This is a genomic window from Gammaproteobacteria bacterium (assembly GCA_029862005.1).
Classification (GTDB): domain Bacteria; phylum Pseudomonadota; class Gammaproteobacteria.
In genome coordinates this window covers 34466-52739 of the sequence record JAOTYD010000021.1, presented here as the reverse complement: position 1 = coordinate 52739, position 18274 = coordinate 34466, and the positions used below count along the sequence as shown (strand labels likewise).

At 55.1% G+C, this 18274-nt stretch carries 14 protein-coding genes; 10 read left to right on the top strand and 4 right to left on the bottom strand.

The window, feature by feature from the left end; translation table 11 throughout:
- Positions 1-256: 256 nt before the first annotated feature.
- Complete coding sequence (locus tag OES20_13295) at positions 257-1189, bottom strand: LysR family transcriptional regulator (GenBank protein ID MDH3635668.1); 933 nt, start codon at positions 1187-1189, stop codon at positions 257-259.
- Positions 1190-1275: 86 nt separating this feature from the next.
- Between OES20_13295 and OES20_13290 the strand changes: the two genes are divergently transcribed.
- The 10 genes from OES20_13290 to soxB all read left to right on the top strand — a co-directional run bounded on the left by OES20_13290 (position 1276) and on the right by soxB (position 14112).
- Positions 1276-2307 (top strand): class 1 fructose-bisphosphatase, encoded by a 1032-nt coding sequence (locus OES20_13290; GenBank protein MDH3635667.1) that lies wholly within the window; start codon positions 1276-1278, stop codon positions 2305-2307.
- A 9-nt stretch (positions 2308-2316) separates the two neighbouring features.
- A complete protein-coding gene (locus OES20_13285) occupies positions 2317-3192 on the top strand; it encodes a phosphoribulokinase (protein ID MDH3635666.1) in 876 nt (291 codons plus the stop codon).
- A 12-nt stretch (positions 3193-3204) separates the two neighbouring features.
- A complete protein-coding gene (tkt, locus tag OES20_13280) occupies positions 3205-5214 on the top strand; it encodes a transketolase (GenBank protein ID MDH3635665.1) in 2010 nt (669 codons plus the stop codon).
- Between the two features lie 30 nt (positions 5215-5244).
- Positions 5245-6324, top strand: coding sequence for a fructose-bisphosphate aldolase class II (gene fba / locus OES20_13275; GenBank protein MDH3635664.1), 1080 nt, complete (start codon positions 5245-5247; stop codon positions 6322-6324).
- Positions 6325-6346: 22 nt separating this feature from the next.
- Positions 6347-7771 carry a form I ribulose bisphosphate carboxylase large subunit gene (locus OES20_13270; GenBank protein MDH3635663.1) on the top strand — a complete coding sequence of 475 codons (1425 nt, stop codon included), beginning with the start codon at positions 6347-6349 and terminating at the stop codon, positions 7769-7771.
- A 12-nt stretch (positions 7772-7783) separates the two neighbouring features.
- On the top strand, positions 7784-8140 hold the full coding sequence (locus tag OES20_13265) for a ribulose bisphosphate carboxylase small subunit (protein MDH3635662.1): 357 nt from the start codon (positions 7784-7786) through the stop codon (positions 8138-8140).
- Positions 8141-8170: 30 nt separating this feature from the next.
- Positions 8171-8983: a CbbQ/NirQ/NorQ/GpvN family protein gene (locus OES20_13260; protein ID MDH3635661.1), complete on the top strand. Its 813-nt coding sequence runs from the start codon at positions 8171-8173 to the stop codon at positions 8981-8983.
- Positions 8984-9128: 145 nt separating this feature from the next.
- The gene (locus OES20_13255; GenBank protein MDH3635660.1) at positions 9129-11504 is read left to right on the top strand and encodes a VWA domain-containing protein; all 2376 of its coding nucleotides are present in this window, start codon (positions 9129-9131) and stop codon (positions 11502-11504) included.
- Between the two features lie 109 nt (positions 11505-11613).
- Complete coding sequence (locus tag OES20_13250) at positions 11614-12339, top strand: phosphoglycolate phosphatase (GenBank protein MDH3635659.1); 726 nt, start codon at positions 11614-11616, stop codon at positions 12337-12339.
- Positions 12340-12348: 9 nt separating this feature from the next.
- Positions 12349-14112, top strand: a complete 1764-nt coding sequence (gene soxB / locus OES20_13245; GenBank protein ID MDH3635658.1) for a thiosulfohydrolase SoxB — start codon at positions 12349-12351, stop codon at positions 14110-14112.
- Positions 14113-14162: 50 nt separating this feature from the next.
- On the opposite strand, the gene OES20_13240 is transcribed toward soxB, so the two are convergent.
- The 3 genes from OES20_13240 to OES20_13230 all read right to left on the bottom strand — a co-directional run bounded on the left by OES20_13240 (position 14163) and on the right by OES20_13230 (position 18241).
- On the bottom strand, positions 14163-16688 hold the full coding sequence (locus OES20_13240; protein ID MDH3635657.1) for a cation:proton antiporter: 2526 nt from the start codon (positions 16686-16688) through the stop codon (positions 14163-14165).
- Between the two features lie 294 nt (positions 16689-16982).
- Complete coding sequence (locus tag OES20_13235; GenBank protein MDH3635656.1) at positions 16983-17402, bottom strand: hypothetical protein; 420 nt, start codon at positions 17400-17402, stop codon at positions 16983-16985.
- 263 nt (positions 17403-17665) lie between these two features.
- Positions 17666-18241 (bottom strand): sel1 repeat family protein, encoded by a 576-nt coding sequence (locus OES20_13230; protein ID MDH3635655.1) that lies wholly within the window; start codon positions 18239-18241, stop codon positions 17666-17668.
- Positions 18242-18274 lie beyond the last annotated feature (33 nt).

Genomic DNA, 18274 nt, shown 5'->3' with positions numbered 1-18274 from the left:
AAGGTATGCAGGAATCGCATCGCCAATTGACTAAGATGCGCGTGTGGCCTAACAACCGGTTGCAACGGACGGCGCTCACGCGCCGCCGCTGAACCGGGACGTTAACGAGCGTCTCTTTTGGGTCGGTTTCTGCCGCTCGTCGAATATTTCCCAGCGTCTGTTTTTACTGATTGGCGACTGAACCTAGCCCAGTAATAACAATCAACGACGCTGTATTTTCAGTCACAGCATATCGCCTGGGTTTAATCGATTGGTCTCAGGTCTGGGGCAGGTAATGCTTGCCGTTGCGGGCCACAAAGTTCCACAGTGCCTGGGCCGAGGGCAGGAAGCGTTTATTGCCATGTTTGACCACGAACCATTTACGGTTGATTGGCAAGCCCTTGACGTCGAGTGAAACCAGGCGTTTTTCTTTGAGCTCGGCATCTACCGTGTGTGACGATATCACCGCGATTCCCATGCCCGCCATGACGGCCTGCTTGATGGTTTCGTTACTGCCGAATTCCAGCCCGGATTTTGGCAGGCCTTTACAGCGGGCAAACAGCTTGTCGGTTACCGAGCGGGTGCCCGACCCGGATTCTCGTAAAAGAAAGGTTTCGTCTTTCAATTCTGACAATGAAATTCGCTTATTACCGGCCAGTGGGTGATCGGGTGTCGCGATGATGATTTGAGGGTGCTTCGCGATAAATTCTTTCTTCACCGTAAAGTGCTCGGGCGGCAAACCGGTGATGGCAAAATCGAGCTCCATGCTTTCCAGTTTTTCCATGGTCGTTTCGCGGTTCCCGACCAGTAGCTGTATTTTAATATTCGGGTAGATTTTCATGAACTCTGCCAGCATCGTCGGGGCAAAGTAGCGCGCCGTACTGACTACGCCGACCGAGACGACACCATGATCCACGCCCTTCAATTCAGTGACGGTTTCACCGAAGCGATCCATCGATTGCTGGATTTCCTGCGCCAGAGCCAATAGTTCCCGACCCGCAAGAGTCGGGATCAGTCCGTGATCACTGCGTTCCAGCAAAGGAAGTCCAATTGCCGTGTCGAGATCGCGCAACTGCAGCGATACCGCTGGTGGCGTGAGATGCAGGCTTTTAGCAGCGCCAGAGACACTGCCAGCTTCAACCACTGCTGTAAAACCGCGCATCTGCTTCAGCGTCATCTGGCGCAGCCATGGATAAAGTTTTTCTTTCATAATTGTAAAGTTTATTAAACTTTACTTAATAATCAAGCCCCCCCAAAATCCCGTCGCATACTAAACAAGATACCAGGCGGGGCAACATGACATCTGAAATCAGGCTGGAACAATACCTGGCGTCAATGGCAAAGCAGGCTGGCATGCACGAGGACCTTGCCTCGATAATACTGGTGATCGCGAGCACCGGTGCAAAACTCGCGAAAACGATTGCCCGGCAGGGTCTTTCAGCACAGTCTTCAGGTAGCTTCAGCAAGAACGCGGGCGGTGATAATCAGAAGCCGCTTGATATTCTGTCCCATGGACTTTTTGTCGAGGCGCTGGGTAAATTACCTATCGGGTTTATCGCATCCGAGGAAAACGACGAATTGATCGAGATTGACGCCGATGCAACCCTCGCGGTGGCGATCGATCCGCTCGACGGTTCCTCGAATATCGATACCAATACCTCTATCGGCACCGTTTTTTCAGTGCTGGCTGCCGATACCACAAGCCTCTTCGACAAACCGCTGGGCGATATTCAAAAAGCGTCAGGCTTTTTGTTTTATGGCCCCCAAACCCGGCTAATCCTGGCCTGCGGTGACGGCACTCATAGTTTTATGCTCGATCCCGAGAGCGATAAGTTTTACCTGGTCGACGAGGCATTGATTATCCCGGCCGGGCAGCATGAATTCGCCATCAACACTTCGAACTATCGTTTTTGGGACGACAGCGTGCGCTATTTCATCGACGACTGTATCGCCGGCGAGAGCGGCCCCCTGGGCGAAGATTTCAACATGCGCTGGAACGCTTCGCTGGTCGCAGAAGCTTACCGCATCCTGATTCGCGGCGGCGTTTTCCTGTATCCCGGGGATTCGCGCCCCGGTTACGAGAGCGGCCGCTTGCGCTTGCTGTACGAAGCGCTGCCACTCGCCTTTATCATCGAACAGGCCGGTGGCCTGGCCAGCGACGGTATCGAGCGGATACTGGAAATGAAACTGGTTTCACTGCACAAGCGTGTGCCGCTTATTTTCGGTTCCAGGGACCGGGTCCAGGAAGTCATCGACTACATCACCGGCGACGCGGTCGAGAGCACTCGCTTCCCACTGTTCGAAAACCGCAGTTTGTTTAGAAACTAGGTTCTGCCCATGTCCAGAAAACATCCCATCCTTTCGATCACCGGCTCTTCCGGCGCCGGTACCTCGACCGTCAAGGAAACCTTCGAGCATATTTTCTTTCGTGAAAATATCAGCGCCTGTTTCATCGAGGGTGACGCCTTTCATCGTCACAATCGCCAGGAGATGAAGGCTGCCATGGCGCATGCCGAGGAAGGCGGTAACAAGAATTTCAGTCACTTCGGTCCGGAAGCCAACCTGCTGTCGGAGCTCGAAGAAGAGTTTCGCCAATACAGCGAAACTGGCACCGGTAAAACGCGCCACTACGTGCACGATGACCAGGAAAGTGAAATTTATGGTGTGGCACCGGGAGAATTCACCGAGTGGGAATCTTTCCCCGAAGATACCGACCTGTTGTTTTACGAGGGCCTGCACGGGGCGGTTAAAACTGCCCAGGCCGATGTCGCCCAGTATGCTGACCTGAAAGTCGGCGTGGTGCCGGTCACTAACCTCGAATGGATCCAGAAAATTCACCGCGACAAGGCCTCGCGCGGTTACTCGGCTGAGGCAATTACCGACACCATCCTGCGCCGTATGCCGGATTACATCGAGTACATCTGCCCGCAGTTCACCAACACCGATATCAATTTTCAGCGTGTGCCGGTCGTCGATACCTCGAACCCGTTTATCGCACGCTGGATTCCGACCGCGGACGAGTCGATGGTTGTGATCCGCTTCGCCAATCCACGCGGCATCGACTTTCCTTACCTGTTGACGATGATCCACAACAGTTTCATGTCACGACCCAACGTCATCGTCATTCCCGGCGGCAAGATCGATCTTGCCATGCAGCTCATTTTCACGCCGCTGGTACTGCAGTTGGTTGAACGTAAACGTCGCGCGGCTTAACGGAGAGAATAGATGGATACAAAGGTTCAAAAAGATCAGAGTAAAAGCGAAAGCCGCCGACTCATGGCTAACGCGATCCGTGCACTTTCGATGGACGCGGTGCAAAAGGCTAACTCGGGCCACCCAGGCATGCCGATGGGCATGGCCGATGTCGCCAGCGTCTTGTTTGCCGATTTTCTGAAATTCGATGCCGCAACGCCGGACTGGCCGGACCGCGACCGATTCATTCTGTCGGCAGGCCATGGTTCGATGCTGTTGTACAGCCTGCTGTACCTGTGCGGTTATGAAGACCTGACCCTCGATGAAATCAAGAATTTCCGCCAGCTTGGATCAAAAACCGCGGGTCATCCCGAGTATGGCTACGCCAGGGGTATCGAAATGACGACCGGGCCACTGGGCCAGGGTATTGCTACCGCGGTTGGTATGGCGCTGGCCGAGAAGAAACTCGCCGCCGAATTTGGCGACGAGATAGTCGATCACTACACCTACGTGCTGGCCGGAGACGGTTGCCTGATGGAAGGCATTAGCCATGAGGCAATCGATTTTGCGGGGCATCTCAGGCTATCCAAGATGATTGTTTTGTTCGACGATAACGGCATTTCAATCGACGGCACTACCAGCCTGACGACGTCATCCAACCAGTTGGCTCGTTTCGAAGCGGCGGGCTGGGATGTCTGTTACGTCGATGGTCACAAACCGGACGCGATCGCCGAAGCGATTGCAAAAGCAAGGCAGACGAATAAACCTTCGTTGATCGCCTGCAAAACCGTGATCGGTTACGGCGCACCCAATAAACAGGGCAGCGCCGCCATCCACGGTGCGCCGCTGGGCGAAGATGATATCAGGCTGGTACGGGAGAATCTGAAATGGGACAGCGCGGCATTTGAAATACCCGAGGAATTGCTGATCAGCTGGCGCGACTGTGGCCGCCGCGGCGCTGACAGCCGCAGGCAATGGCAAGCACGCATGGATGCCTTGCCGGCGGAGAGACGCGATCGTTTTGTAGCAATGCAGGACGGTTCCCTGGGGACGGATTTTCAGGCCTGTATCTATTCGCTAAAAGAGCGTTTCAGCGAAGAAAAGCCAAAACTTGCTACCCGGCAGTCCTCGCAGCAGGTACTCGAGTCGTTACTGGATGTTGTGCCGGGATTAGTTTCAGGTTCAGCCGACCTGAGTGGCTCCAATGGCACCAAACCCGGCAATGCACAATCACTGACTCGTGACAATTTCGGCGGCAACTATATCCATTACGGCGTGCGCGAACACGGCATGGCGGCCGCGATGAACGGTATCGCGCTGCACGGTGGTTACATTCCATTGTCCGGTACTTTTCTGGCGTTTGCCGATTACAGCCGCCCGGCGATCCGCCTCGGAGCGTTGATGAAACAGCGTGTCGTGCACGTGATGACGCACGATTCGATCGGTCTCGGTGAGGATGGCCCGACACACCAGCCGGTCGAGCAGATTGCTTCCTTGCGGGCGATGCCGAACCTGATGGTATTCCGTCCGGCGGATGCGGTCGAAGTTGCTGAATCCTGGGCCTGTGCCCTTAACGAGACTGAATCACCGTCGGTGATTTGCCTGACGCGCCAGGGTGTGCCGACACTGCGCACACATCATCACCGTGAAAACCTGGTCGCGCGTGGTGCCTACCTGCTGCGTGAACCGCCCGGCAAACGCAAAGCTACCTTGCTCGCCACCGGCTCGGAAGTCCAGATTGCGCTCGAAGCCGCGGATATGCTGGCCCGTTTCGGCGTCGAGGTTGCGGTAGCATCGATGCCGTGCTGGGAGTTGTTCGAAAAGCAATCCCCGGAATACCAGAAAATCGTACTCGGCGGCGAATGCCGGGTCGCGATCGAGGCCGCTTCTCCGATGGGCTGGGACCGCTGGCTTGGCAAGCGCAGCTCGATGATTGGCATGCCCGGTTTCGGTGCGTCGGCGAAGGCTGAGGATTTATATGCGCATTTCGGCATTACCGCACAGGCGGTGCGCGACGAAGTGCGGCGTTTGTTGCAGATTTAGTTAACGAATTTAGTCAGACAGAGGTTTCAGATGGCAAGAATTACGCTCAGACAGCTACTCGATCACGCCGCCGAGAGGGGATACGGCGTGCCCGCTTTCAATATCAATAACATGGAACAGGTACTCGCGATTATGAATGCCGCGAGCGCGGTGGACGCACCGGTGATCCTGCAGGCCAGCCGCGGTGCGCGCGGTTATGCCGGTGACATCATGATCCGCAAGATGGTCGAGGCTGCCGAGGAAATGTACCCGCAGATTCCGATCTGCCTGCACCAGGATCACGGTAACAACCGCGCCACCTGTGTGTCGGCGATGCAGGCCAGTTTCACCTCGGTGATGATGGACGGTTCACTCGAAGCCGATGCCAAGACCCCGGCGAGTTACGATTACAACGTCGATATTACCGCCGAAGTCACCCGCATCGCGCACGACATCGGTGTCTCGGTCGAGGGTGAGCTCGGTTGTCTCGGTTCGCTCGAAACCGGTGAAGGTGAGAAAGAGGATGGCCACGGCTTCGAGGGCAGCCTGAGCATGGATCAATTGCTGACCGATCCCGACCAGGCGGTCGATTTCGTCACCCGTACAAAAGTGGATGCGCTCGCGATCGCGATGGGTACCTCGCATGGCGCTTACAAGTTCAGCCGCAAGCCGGATGGCGAAATCCTGGCGATGAACGTGGTCAAGGAGATCAACCAGAAACTGCCCGAGGTGCACCTGGTCATGCACGGCTCCTCATCGGTTCCGCAGGAATTGCAGAACATCTTCAACCAGTTCGGTGGTGAAATGCCGCAAACCTACGGCGTGCCAGTCGAGGAAATCGTGCGCGGTATCAAGCACGGCGTACGTAAGGTTAATATCGATACCGACTGTCGCCTTGCGATGACCGGCGAGTTCCGCCGCGTTGCCGAGAACGACAAGAGCCAGTTCGACCCGCGCAAGTTCCTGACGCCGGCATTGAAGGCAATGGAAGACTTGTGCCGCGATCGTTTCGAACAGTTCGAAACCGCGGGTAACGCATCGAAGATTACACCGATCAGTGTCGCCAACATGGCTAAACGCTATGTCAGCAGCGAACTCGATCCGAAAGTTGCCGGTAAAACGGCTGCCTGATTCACTATTTGGAGAGCAAACAATGAGTTCCAGAAAAACCTACGACGCGGGCGTTAAAGAGTACCGCGAAACCTACTGGATGCCGGAGTACACGCCGGCGGACACCGATATTCTTGCCTGTTTCAAGATCACTCCGCAGCCCGGCGTACCGCGTGAGGAAGCCGCAGCGGCGGTTGCCGCGGAATCGTCCACCGGCACCTGGACCACGGTCTGGACCGACCTGTTGACCGATCTCGATTACTACAAGGGTCGCGCCTATTCGATCGAGGACGTACCCGGCGACGACAGTTGCTTTTATGCATTCATCGCATACCCGATCGACCTGTTCGAAGAAGGTTCGGTAGTTAACGTCTTCACTTCACTGGTCGGCAACGTGTTCGGTTTCAAGGCGGTACGCGGCCTGCGTCTCGAAGACGTGCGTTTCCCGATCGCCTACGTCAAGACCTGTAACGGGCCACCCAACGGCATCCAGGTCGAGCGCGACAAGATGAACAAGTACGGCCGCCCGTTGCTGGGCTGCACGATCAAGCCCAAGCTCGGCCTGTCGGCGAAAAACTATGGTCGCGCGGTTTACGAATGCCTGCGCGGCGGTCTCGACTTCACCAAGGACGACGAGAACGTCAATTCGCAGCCGTTCATGCGCTGGAACCACCGTTTTGACTTCTGCATGGAAGCGATCCACAAGGCCGAACAGGAAACCGGTGAGCGCAAGGGACATTATCTCAACGTCACCGCGTCGACACCGGAAGAAATGTACAAGCGCGCCGAGTACGCCAAGGAGCTGGGTGCGCCGATCATCATGCACGACTACCTGACCGGCGGTTTCTGCGCCAATACCGGTATCGCCCAATGGTGCCGTGACAACGGCATGCTGCTGCACATTCACCGCGCTATGCACGCGGTGCTTGACCGCAACCCAATCCACGGCATCCATTTCCGCGTACTGGCCAAGGCGCTGCGACTGTCGGGCGGTGATCACCTGCATTCCGGCACCGTCGTCGGCAAGCTCGAGGGCGACCGCGAGGCGACGCTCGGATGGATCGACATCATGCGTGATTCCTTTATCAAGGAAGACCGCGATCGCGGAATCTTTTTTGACCAGGACTGGGGCTCGATGCCGGGCGTACTACCGGTCGCCTCGGGTGGCATTCACGTCTGGCACATGCCGGCACTGGTGAACATTTTCGGCGACGATTCGGTGCTGCAGTTCGGTGGCGGTACGCTCGGCCACCCGTGGGGCAACGCTGCCGGTGCGGCTGCCAACCGCGTTTCGCTCGAAGCCTGTGTACAGGCGCGCAACGAAGGTCGTGAAGTTGAAAAGGAAGGCAAGGACATCCTGACCAATGCGGCCAAGTCCAGCCCCGAGCTCAAGGCGGCGATGGAAACCTGGAAGGAAATCAAATTTGAATTCGATACCGTCGACAAGCTCGACGTGGCACATCGATAAGAGGATAAAAACATGAGTGATATTCAAGACTATAAATCGAGCCTCGCTGATCCCGCGAGCCGGAAATTCGAAACCTTTTCGTACCTGCCGGAAATGAACGCGGAGCAAATCCGCCGACAGGTCCAGTATATTGTCGCGCAGGGCTGGAATCCCGGTATCGAGCATACCGAGCCGGAAAACGCGGCCGATAATTACTGGTACATGTGGAAATTGCCGATGTTCGGCGAGGACGATGTCGATTCGATCATCAGCGAGTGCGTCGCCTGCCATAATGCACATCCCAACAACCACGTGCGCCTGCTGGGATTCGACAACTTCGCCCAGTCGACCGGTGCGTCGATGGTCATTTACCGCGGCAACCCGGTATAGGTTGGCGCCATGGCGGAAGCGGCAAGTCAGATGCAGATAGTCGAAACCGACCGCAAGCAGTACCTGGTAAAGCAAGAACCCTATTACCGGGCGGTCGGGGACGAGGTCGAAAACTACACGGCAGCCTACCACGTGCGCATGCCGGTAATGCTGAAAGGCCCGACCGGCTGCGGCAAGTCGCGTTTTGTCGAATACATGGCCTGGAAGCTGCAGAAACCGCTGATCAGCGTTGCCTGTACCGAGGACATGACCGCTTCCGACCTGGTCGGACGGCATCTGCTCGATATCAACGGCACGCGTTGGCAGGATGGGCCGTTGACGGTAGCGGCACGTATCGGCGCTATCTGTTACCTCGATGAGATCGTCGAGGCACGCCAGGATACCACCGTGGTGATACACCCGCTGACCGATCACCGGCGTGAGTTACCGCTGGAGAAAAAGGGCGAGATGGTGAAAGCGCACGAGGATTTTCAACTGGTGATCTCGTACAATCCCGGTTACCAGTCGCTGATGAAGGATTTGAAACAGTCGACCAAGCAGCGTTTCGGCGGACTCGACTTCGATTATCCCGAGGCTGAAACCGAGACCGAAATCGTCGCCCATGAGGGTGGTATCGATGAGGAAACGGCAAAAAAGCTGGTGCAGGTCGGTACCAGTTCGCGTAATCTCAAGGGGCATGGGCTCGACGAGGGAATGTCGACGCGGTTGCTGATCTACGCGGCGCAACTGATGGCGCAGGGCGTCGATGCCGGGGCCGCCTGCCGTATGGCGCTGGTGACACCACTCACTGACGATCCCGATATGCGCGATACGCTCTACGCCGCGGTCGATACCTACTTCTAGGCAGTACTCAACCAGAATGACTACCAGGGTATCAATCCCATGTCACACCGCAGCCCCGACCGCGGTATCCAGAGAGACCCGGTGGTTCCCCGTTTCACTGGATCCCGCGGTCAAGCCACAGGATGACAGCAAGCGTTAAACTAAAATGCATCCCGAACTCGCCGAATATCTGCAGTGCATCGATCCCGGGGATCTCGGTAACCTCGAAGCGGTCGAGGCATCCTGGCTCGAGGCGCAGCGCATCATGTCACCGCAGGGCGTGGAGAATTACCTGGTCGGCATTAAGGCAATGTGTACGCTGGGCAAGGGCCAGGACCTGGTGTTGACCTACGTGCAGGAAATGCCGGTGGTGGCGAAGGAGGTCGGCGAGGATATCGTGCCCGACACGATCGAGGCCATCATGAAATTGTCGTCGCTGACCTCGGGTGCAGTGATCACGCTGATTCTCGCCAATTTACCGCTAGCGGCAACCCGGCTCGGCGATGCCGACCTGCTGCGCGGCTATTTCAAATTGCTGCATCAGCTCGCTGGCAAGGCACCGCGCGGACTGCGCCCGATGATGGAAGCCCTGGGCGAACTGCTGTCCAAATTGACGCTGGGTGGTCTGCGCCGCTGGGCAACCTGGGGAGCGCAGGCCTATCAGCGTGATTTCGAAGGGCAGGCCGCTTATTTTGCTGTCGCTACCGAAACCTCGAAGTCGGTGCTGCAACGCGAACGCCGGGGTACGCTGTTCGTCGATAACCATCGCAAGCTGAATTTTTACCTGCGTGCGCTGTGGGCACGGGCGTTTTTCATGCGCCCGACCGCGGACGACTTCGAAACCCGACAGGGCAGCCGGCCTTATATCGAAAACTACCTGGTGCATCTACCCGATGCATTCGATCGATACGACGGTATCGATGGTATCGACGTTTACCGTGCCGCGGCGGCACACGCGGCCGCGCACATCGTCTACACCAGTAAAACGATTAACGGTGACGATATGAGCCCGGCGCAGCGGTCGATGATCGAAGTCTTCGAGGATGCGCGGGTCGAGTATCTCGCTTACCAGGAGTTTCCGGGCCTGCGGCGACTGTGGCTAGGATTTTTCGAGCATGCCCTGGACATTGCTCCGCCCGATCTGCATCCGGTCGTCGGTATCATGCTGCGCCTGAATCGCGCGCTGCTGGACCCGGATTACAACGATGCTGAAAGCTGGATAAACGATATTGTCGGCCGTTACCGCAAGCTGCTGGAGGCTAACGCAGTGGATCGGCCGCTGCTGCGCGAGTTTGGTCTCGAGTGTTTCGACCGCGTCCGCGAGACTGAAAAGCTGCCGGTGCTGCGCCTGTTACAGTATTCGCCGGTGCCGTACCGTGACGATAATCGATATTTCTGGGCGTTCGATGAAAGCAGTTCAGATTTCGGGGAGTTCGAGCGTCTGCCGTGGCGGCAGTCGACGCAGCGCAAATATGTCAGCGTCATGGAGATGGTTAACGAGATCGACTCCGAGCTCGAGGACGGCAACCCGCAGGAAGTTTGGGTGCTGCCGACCGAGCTGTTTCCCTACGAGGACCATGGCATCAGCTACAACGAGTCGGAAGGGGTGGAACCGATGTCGGAGCCGTTCCATTACGATGAGTGGGATTACCAGGTGCAGCTGGCGCGCCCCGAATGGACCACCGTCATCGAGCGCCGCCAGAAAAAGGATGACCCCGAAATCATGGACCGGATCCTGGAGAAACATAAACCGATCGCCAGCCGCATCAAACACCTGATCGACGCGCTGCAGCCACAGGGCATCGTGCGCAAGCGTGGCTTCGAGGATGGCGACGAACTCGATATCGACGCCGCGGTGCGCGCGATGATTGACATCCGGCGCGGTATAATGCCGGATCCCAGGGTTAATATCCGCATCACGCGGCATCTGCGCGACCTGTCGATGATCGTATTGATGGATCTGTCGGCCTCGACCAATGACCGTATCGGCGACCTGACCGAGCAGGACGAGGGCTACCTGGAGCAGCCCAGTATCCTCGACCTGACGCGCGAGGCCACCGGGTTATTGTCCTGGGCGGTTGACTCGATCGGCGATAACTACGCGGTGCATGGTTTTGCCTCCGATGGACGTCACGATGTGCAGTATTACCGTTTCAAGGATTTCGATGAACCCTACAGCGATGACAGCAAGGCCAGGCTGGCCGGCATGAGCGGTGGTCTGTCGACACGCATGGGCGCGGCCCTGCGACACGCAGGTTATCATCTAGGGCAGCAAAGCAGCCGCAAACGCCTGGTGTTACTGGTTACCGACGGTGAACCCGCCGACATCGACGAACGCGATCCGCAATACCTGCGCCAGGATACCAAGCACGCCGTCGAGGAGCTTGCCGCAAGCGGAATCCATACCTATTGCCTGACCCTGGATCCCAACGCCGACGACTACGTGGCGCGTATATTCGGCCCCAACAATTACTCGATCGTCGATAATATCGAACGCTTGCCGGAGCGCCTGCCACGCGTTTTTTCGGCGTTGACGACCTAGTTGAAATAGTAATAGCTCCTATCGCTATCGGGTTATTACATTGCTCGCCTGATTTTGATAGTTTGGTCGGTCAACAGACTTTTTTGCTCGCAAAAACAACAAATTAACGATGGATATGCCTGCAGCCAGCGGCCAGACTGATACCACCGGAACGAACGCGAAAATTGCCTTCGACCAGGTCAGGCTCGTTCTGTTCGACCTTGATGGTACCCTGGTTGACAGCGTGGGTGACCTCGCCTGGTGCGCCAACGAAATGCTGCTCAGTCTTGACTTGCCGAAGCAGGATCCCGAGACGGCGCGCAACTGGGTGGGTAATGGCGTCGAACGCTTCGTCAAGCGCGTTCTGACCAACGACATGCAGGCGGAACCGGACGAGGCGCTGTTCAAGGCCGGGCTGGAAATTTTCAACAAGCTCTACGCGAAACATGCCAGCGATCACAGTGAAGTTTATCCCGGTGTTTTCGAGTCGTTGGAGCGCCTGAGCAAGCTTGATTTGCACCTGGCCTGTGTAACCAACAAGCCTGAACCTTTCACCTCGAACTTAATCGAGGCATTGGGTTTGAACGTATATTTTGAGCTGGTTGTTGCCGGCGACACCACGCCCAGGAAAAAACCTGATCCCATGCCGCTGCATTACGCGGCGGATTATTTTGATCTCGACTATGGTGCCTGCCTGATGGTGGGCGACTCGAGCAACGATGTATTGGCGGCAAGGTCAGCGGGCTTTGGCATCGTTTGCGTTCCTTATGGATATAATCACGGCCATGACATCGCGGAATCCAACCCGGACCTGGTGGTTGGAAACCTGGTCGAGCTATCTGAAATGTTTGCCTAAGGGGGCCTTATGAACTTGAACCGAAGAGAATTTATCAGACTGTTGGGCCTTGCGGGCGCGGCAGGCATGTTTCCCACTGCAGGATTATCAGCCACCAGCGAAGGTTCCAGGCTTTATGACATGCCGGCTTTCGGTAACGCCCGTATTTTGCACATTACCGACTGCCATGCGCAGCTCAATCCGATTTATTTTCGTGAACCCAGTGTCAACCTGGGTATCGGTGATGCATTGGGTAAGGCGCCACACCTGGTCGGCAATAACCTGTTGAAACAGTTTGGCATTTCACATGGTGGTATCGAGGAACACGCCTATACCTACCTGAACTTTGCAGAAGCCGCGCGCACCTTTGGCAAAGTGGGTGGTTTTGCCCACCTCGCAACCCTGGTCAAAAAGTTGCGTGCGGAATATGCACAGGGGCGCTCGTTACTGCTCGATGGCGGTGATACCTGGCAGGGCTCGGGTACCGCTTACTGGACCCGCGGCCGGGACATGGTCGAGGCCTGTAATTTGCTCGGCGTCGATGTCATGACGGGACACTGGGAGTTTACTTACCTGGCCGCCGAAGTTCTCGACAATGCCGAGATTTTTAACGGAGAATTCGTGAGCCAGAATTGCAAGGTAAAAGAAGATGCCCTGTTTGATTACGAACTTGCTGACCTGGGTGACTTCAACGAAGACACCGGGCATGTATTCAAGCCCTACACGATTCGCGAGATGGGGGATTTACGCATTGCCGTGGTCGGACAGTCTTTTCCGTACACGCCGATCGCGAATCCGCAACGATTTATTCCGGATTGGACATTTGGCATCAACGAGGGCGATATGCAGGAAATCGTCGAGCAGGCGCGCGACGAGGAAAGCCCCGACGGATTGATTGTGCTTTCGCACAACGGCATGGACGTCGACCTCAAGATGGCTTCGCGGGTCAGCGGTATCGATGCCATATTCGGTGGTCATACCCACGACGGTGTCCCGGGTGCGATTCCGGTCTCGAATCCGGGCGGAAAAACCCTGGTCACCAACGCGGGCTCCAACGGCAAGTTTCTGGGTGTCATGGATATGGATTACAAGGACAAGAAGTTGCGTGATTATCGATATCGCCTGCTACCCGTATTCTCGAACCTGCTCGAGGCAGATTCCGAAATGTCGGCTTACATTGAAAAGATGCGCAAGCCCTACCTGGCCCAGTTACAGGAAGAACTGGCAGTCGCCGAGGATGTGCTGTTCCGACGCGGTAATTTTAACGGTACCTTCGACCAGGTCATCTGCGACGCGCTGCGCGTGGAGGGTGATGCGCAGATCTCGCTTTCACCCGGATTTCGCTGGGGCACCACGGTGTTGCCGGGGCAGGCGATTACAATGGAGCATGTTATGGATCAAACCTGCATCACCTATCCCGAGACTTATGTTCGTGAAATGACAGGGGAGAACATAAAGCTGATCCTCGAGGACGTTGCCGATAACCTGTTCAACAAGGATCCTTACTACCAACAAGGCGGTGACATGGTGCGCCTGGGTGGTCTCGATTACAGCATCGATCCGGGAGCCGATGCGGGTGCAAGAATCGCGGATATGCAGCTCGATAATGGTACGACCATCGAAGCCGGAAAAAATTACAAGGTCGCCGGTTGGGCAACGGTGGGTTCGCAGTCGCCTGGTGCGCCGATCTGGGACGTGGTTGCAGACTACTTGCGTCGCGAGGACACAGCGCGCATCAAAAAGTTGAATTCCCCGAAAATTAAAAACGTGGCCGGAAACCCGGGAATCGCCTGATAATAAGACCGCGATCCGTTTTTGCGCCAGTCACCAGAGCTTTTTCCTGGTTAATGCTTTTTATGGGGTTTGTAGACACGTAGCTCATCGGTGCTCTTCGGCCGTACGCTTAAACGGGCCTCGTTGATCTCGCGTATCTCCTCCAGAATTTTTGGATACTTCCACAGGATCCGCGACATCGTGTCGGGCGAGATCCTGATTAATGTGCAGGGTGTCTCTGCCTTGATCGTGGCACTGCGGTGATGTTTGCGGTTTTTTTGCTTTGCCAGCAAGCCGGACTCGCCCATAAAGTCTCCCTTCAGGAACTCAGCCATGAACTGCTCGCGACTGAATGCATCCTTGATCCAGACGGTCGCCTTGCCGTCGACCAGCACGTAGAAATCTATACCCGCTTCAAAGCGGCCCATGATGGTATCGCCAGCCAGGAAGGTGACAATTGAAGCGTTTTCCTCGAGAAACAGGTAATCCCGGTCGGTTAAGTCATGGAACAGATCAATATCTTCGAGGTATTCGGATATGGTGCTAACCGTTTTCGAGAAAATGAGCGGCGACTTGTCGACCTCCGCCAACACAGATACTACCCTGTCCTGTATCAGGTTGAAGCCCTTGGCAGAGAGATCACCATGGGCGAACTCTGCCTTTACCCGGTTCCAGCCACTGTTGATCATTGACCGTGTCGTCAGTCGTCCGAGAAATTGCAAATAGTATTTTGGATAGTATTTTCTGATTTGCTTGAGTTGTTTACGGTAGTATTTTTTGCGGTCCTCGTAGGCAGATATTACATTGTTTCTGGCGTCTACAAGCAAATCATCCTGCCGGTTAAGCATTGCTATCACGGCGTCACTTGACAGGATATGCGCCAGGTTGCGTTGCACTCGATGCACCGTTCTTTGTTCCTGGTATTTTGAAAGCCAACCGGCAAGCCAGGTCTTTTCACGAATTTTACCCAGCACGAATATCTCGAGTCTTTGAAACAAAGTGAGTTCCTCCGACTGGTCTACCTCGCCAATCCCGGCTTCACCCAGGCGCAGCGATTCCTGCACTGCATGCAACCTGTTGTTCATATCGAGGTATATATACTGGCTGATAACGCCGGTCTCGTAGAGCGATTTCAAAGATTCTCTCTCTACTCGATAAGCCCTGAATTCGGCGAAATACTCATCGTTCTCGTGCGCTTTTATTTCGTCATCGTCGATCCCGGTGGAAAATGTTTGGTGAATCTGCTCCTGCAGAGGAGCCACCGTACCCCGCGGAATAATTTTGCTCGCGGACAGGTTCGACAAATATTTCTGGGAAGTCTCTTCGGCACCTTGAAGCGAGTTTCGATACTCCAGTTCTTCTCCCCTGGAAAACTCGCTTAATCCAAGAAAATGCATCAGCGGGCGTATCGTGGGCGCGCTGATCAACAGGGTAAACAGGACGACTCCGAGCGTGACTTCGAACAGAAACTGACGCTCGGGCAGGTCACTCGGGATCGAGAGTACAACCGCGATCGCGAGGCCACCCTTAAGGCCGCCCCACCACATGATGTGGCGTTCGCCCATGCTGATGTGCGGTAGCTTAAACCTTTTGACAGCGAGCGGAACCAGGCTGTAGATAGAGAGTGCTCGTGCACTTAGCACCAGGGCGATCGCGATCGCTATTGGCCCGAGCTGGTTAAAAAGCGTGCCGATGCTGATCGATAATCCCACCAGTAAAAACAGCAGCGAATTACAGGACAGGGCGATGACTTCCCAGACCTCGTGGATGGAATGGGTTGTATCCTGGCGAAACCGCGTGACCCCGAATCGCCTCAGGGCAATTGCGGATCCAACTACGGCCATGACACCAGATACGTGGAAACTGTGCTCGGCAATGACGAAGCTCGCGTAGGCGATGATGATCGAAGACGTCAGAATAACGCTGATTCCGCTATGCATTCGATATAACAATTCACAGACCACGAATCCCAGCAAGGCGCCGAACAAGGCGCCCCCGATAAACACCCTGAGGAATTCCAGGAACACGTTGTCGGCATCGGACCAGCCGATACCGCCGCCCTCTACGGCTATGCCGAGCAAAATCGTAAAAGCCACGATGGCGGTAGCGTCGTTAAGCAGGGATTCGCCCTCGACCAGGACATTCAGGCGGTTCGGGGCGCCCAGTTCCTTAAAAAGCGCAACCACCGCGACCGGGTCGGTAGCGGAGATTAATGCGCCGAACACCAGGGCCACGATCAGCTTGACATCGAGTGCCCACCAGACTCCGAGTCCAACCACAAACGTGGACATGAGCATCGCGGGTATCGCGAGAATCAATATCGGCGGCAAATCCTTAATCATCTGGCGTGCGTCCAGCGCAAACCCGGATTCGAATATCAGTGCTGGAAGAAATACGAATAACATGATTTCAGGGCTAAGAGTAAATCCCTGCAGGGGTTCCATGAAATGCAGCCGGTGGGACAGGTCGCCTAACAGCATGCCAATCAGGACGAGGATTACCGTGAACGGAACCGGCAGGTTACGGCAGGTACCGGTAACCACCATGGCTATACCCAGCAGAACCACCAATATAAAGACGATCTCTGAAGCCGGCATGGTTATTTACTCACCCTAGTGAGCTTTTCAATTGCAGTGCTATCCATAATCTGGATGTGCCCCCGAAGCAATCAATCCAATATAATAAGGCTAAACCCTTTAAAAACCGAATTCTTGATTGAGATCAACCTCCAACTACAGCACCGCCCGGCGAATTAATCCCGCGGCTTTACGATGAAATCACCGGTATACAATACGGAAAATTAAAGGATCGACACGGCTGAAATGTACCCATTTCGATTCCTGGTATCGGTAAAACTTAGGCCTGATCTCCGGGTGACTGTCTGACCGGTCCTAGGCTTTGCCGAACATGGATTGATATTCCACAGATCGATTCTGGTTACCGATATGAATCGTCAGGATGTGATCAAATTTCACGTGGGTGTGATGCGCATGTTTCTTTGCATGCCAGAACACGTTGCGCAGTCTCTCGTGCTTGTGGACCGTGATCATCACGAATTCCCCGGGCTGCATGTGGTCTAGGTCGACCTGGTCCAGGTTTACCTGTCGGATGATTTGCTCCCAGCTTTCACAATCCTCGCCGCATATCATTACGTATTTGCCACCCGCCCGAACCAGCCAGTTGGAAATCTCCAGTTGCCGATCGCGACTGGTCGGATTCTCGATTGCGAGCACCACCTTGAACGGTGCGAATTGCTCGATATTGGGCAAATCACTGTTTTCGGTCAGTTGAAAATATTCCATCGATGCCATGATTTTTGGTTATACCCGAATTCGGGTGCGGCCTGTCAAATCTCCCGTAATTCAACCGATTTACACTGCAAATCTTGTCACATGGTAACCAAGTCAGCGACAAAATACCTCTACCTGCCGCTGGAAAGGATAATGGATGTGGTGTCCGGTTCTGGATTCACTATTGGCTGAGGGGAGATCGAGCACTCGCTAACGACTCTTCGAGCCATGAAGTTCTACTTAAGTAGCAGAGCCTGTGGGGCAGGGGATACGTCGACAACCAGTTAACAATCCTTGTATTCCTGCAAAATACATTTGCGTGAAAGATATTTTGACCTTGCTAGTTGAACCCAGGACATTTTATCTTCGAGTCCGGCCAGTCGGGTCTCGACGTCCAGCTCTGCGAGCAATTCGGCTATACCCAACCATTTATGCGCACTGACAAGATCCTGCGGTACCACGATACCGATTTCGTACAGCGAGCTCAATTCAAGTTGCGCTTCGACAAACCCGAGATTTGCGGCCCTGGTTAGCCAATACAATGCCTTCTCATGGCTTTGTTCCACCCCGATTCCCTGAAGATAGATATGAGCAAGTATTTGTTGCGCGTATCCGACGTTCTGCCCGGCCGCAACCGTATACCAATAAATAGCTTGCTCGATGTCTGCGGTAACGCCCCCCTTTCCATGCATATATATCGAGGCCAGTTTCAGTTGCAGTTTCTCATTGCCATTTAAAGCCTCGACCTTAAACTGGTCAATCTGCATTTGCTCGTCCTGTGCTTCTATGTTGCCTGAGTTAACCGCGCTTGCATAAATCAGGACCAGTGTAATGCCTGTTAAGAAGGTTGTTGTTTTCATAGATAAATGCCAGTTTTTAGAAATTTACAATTA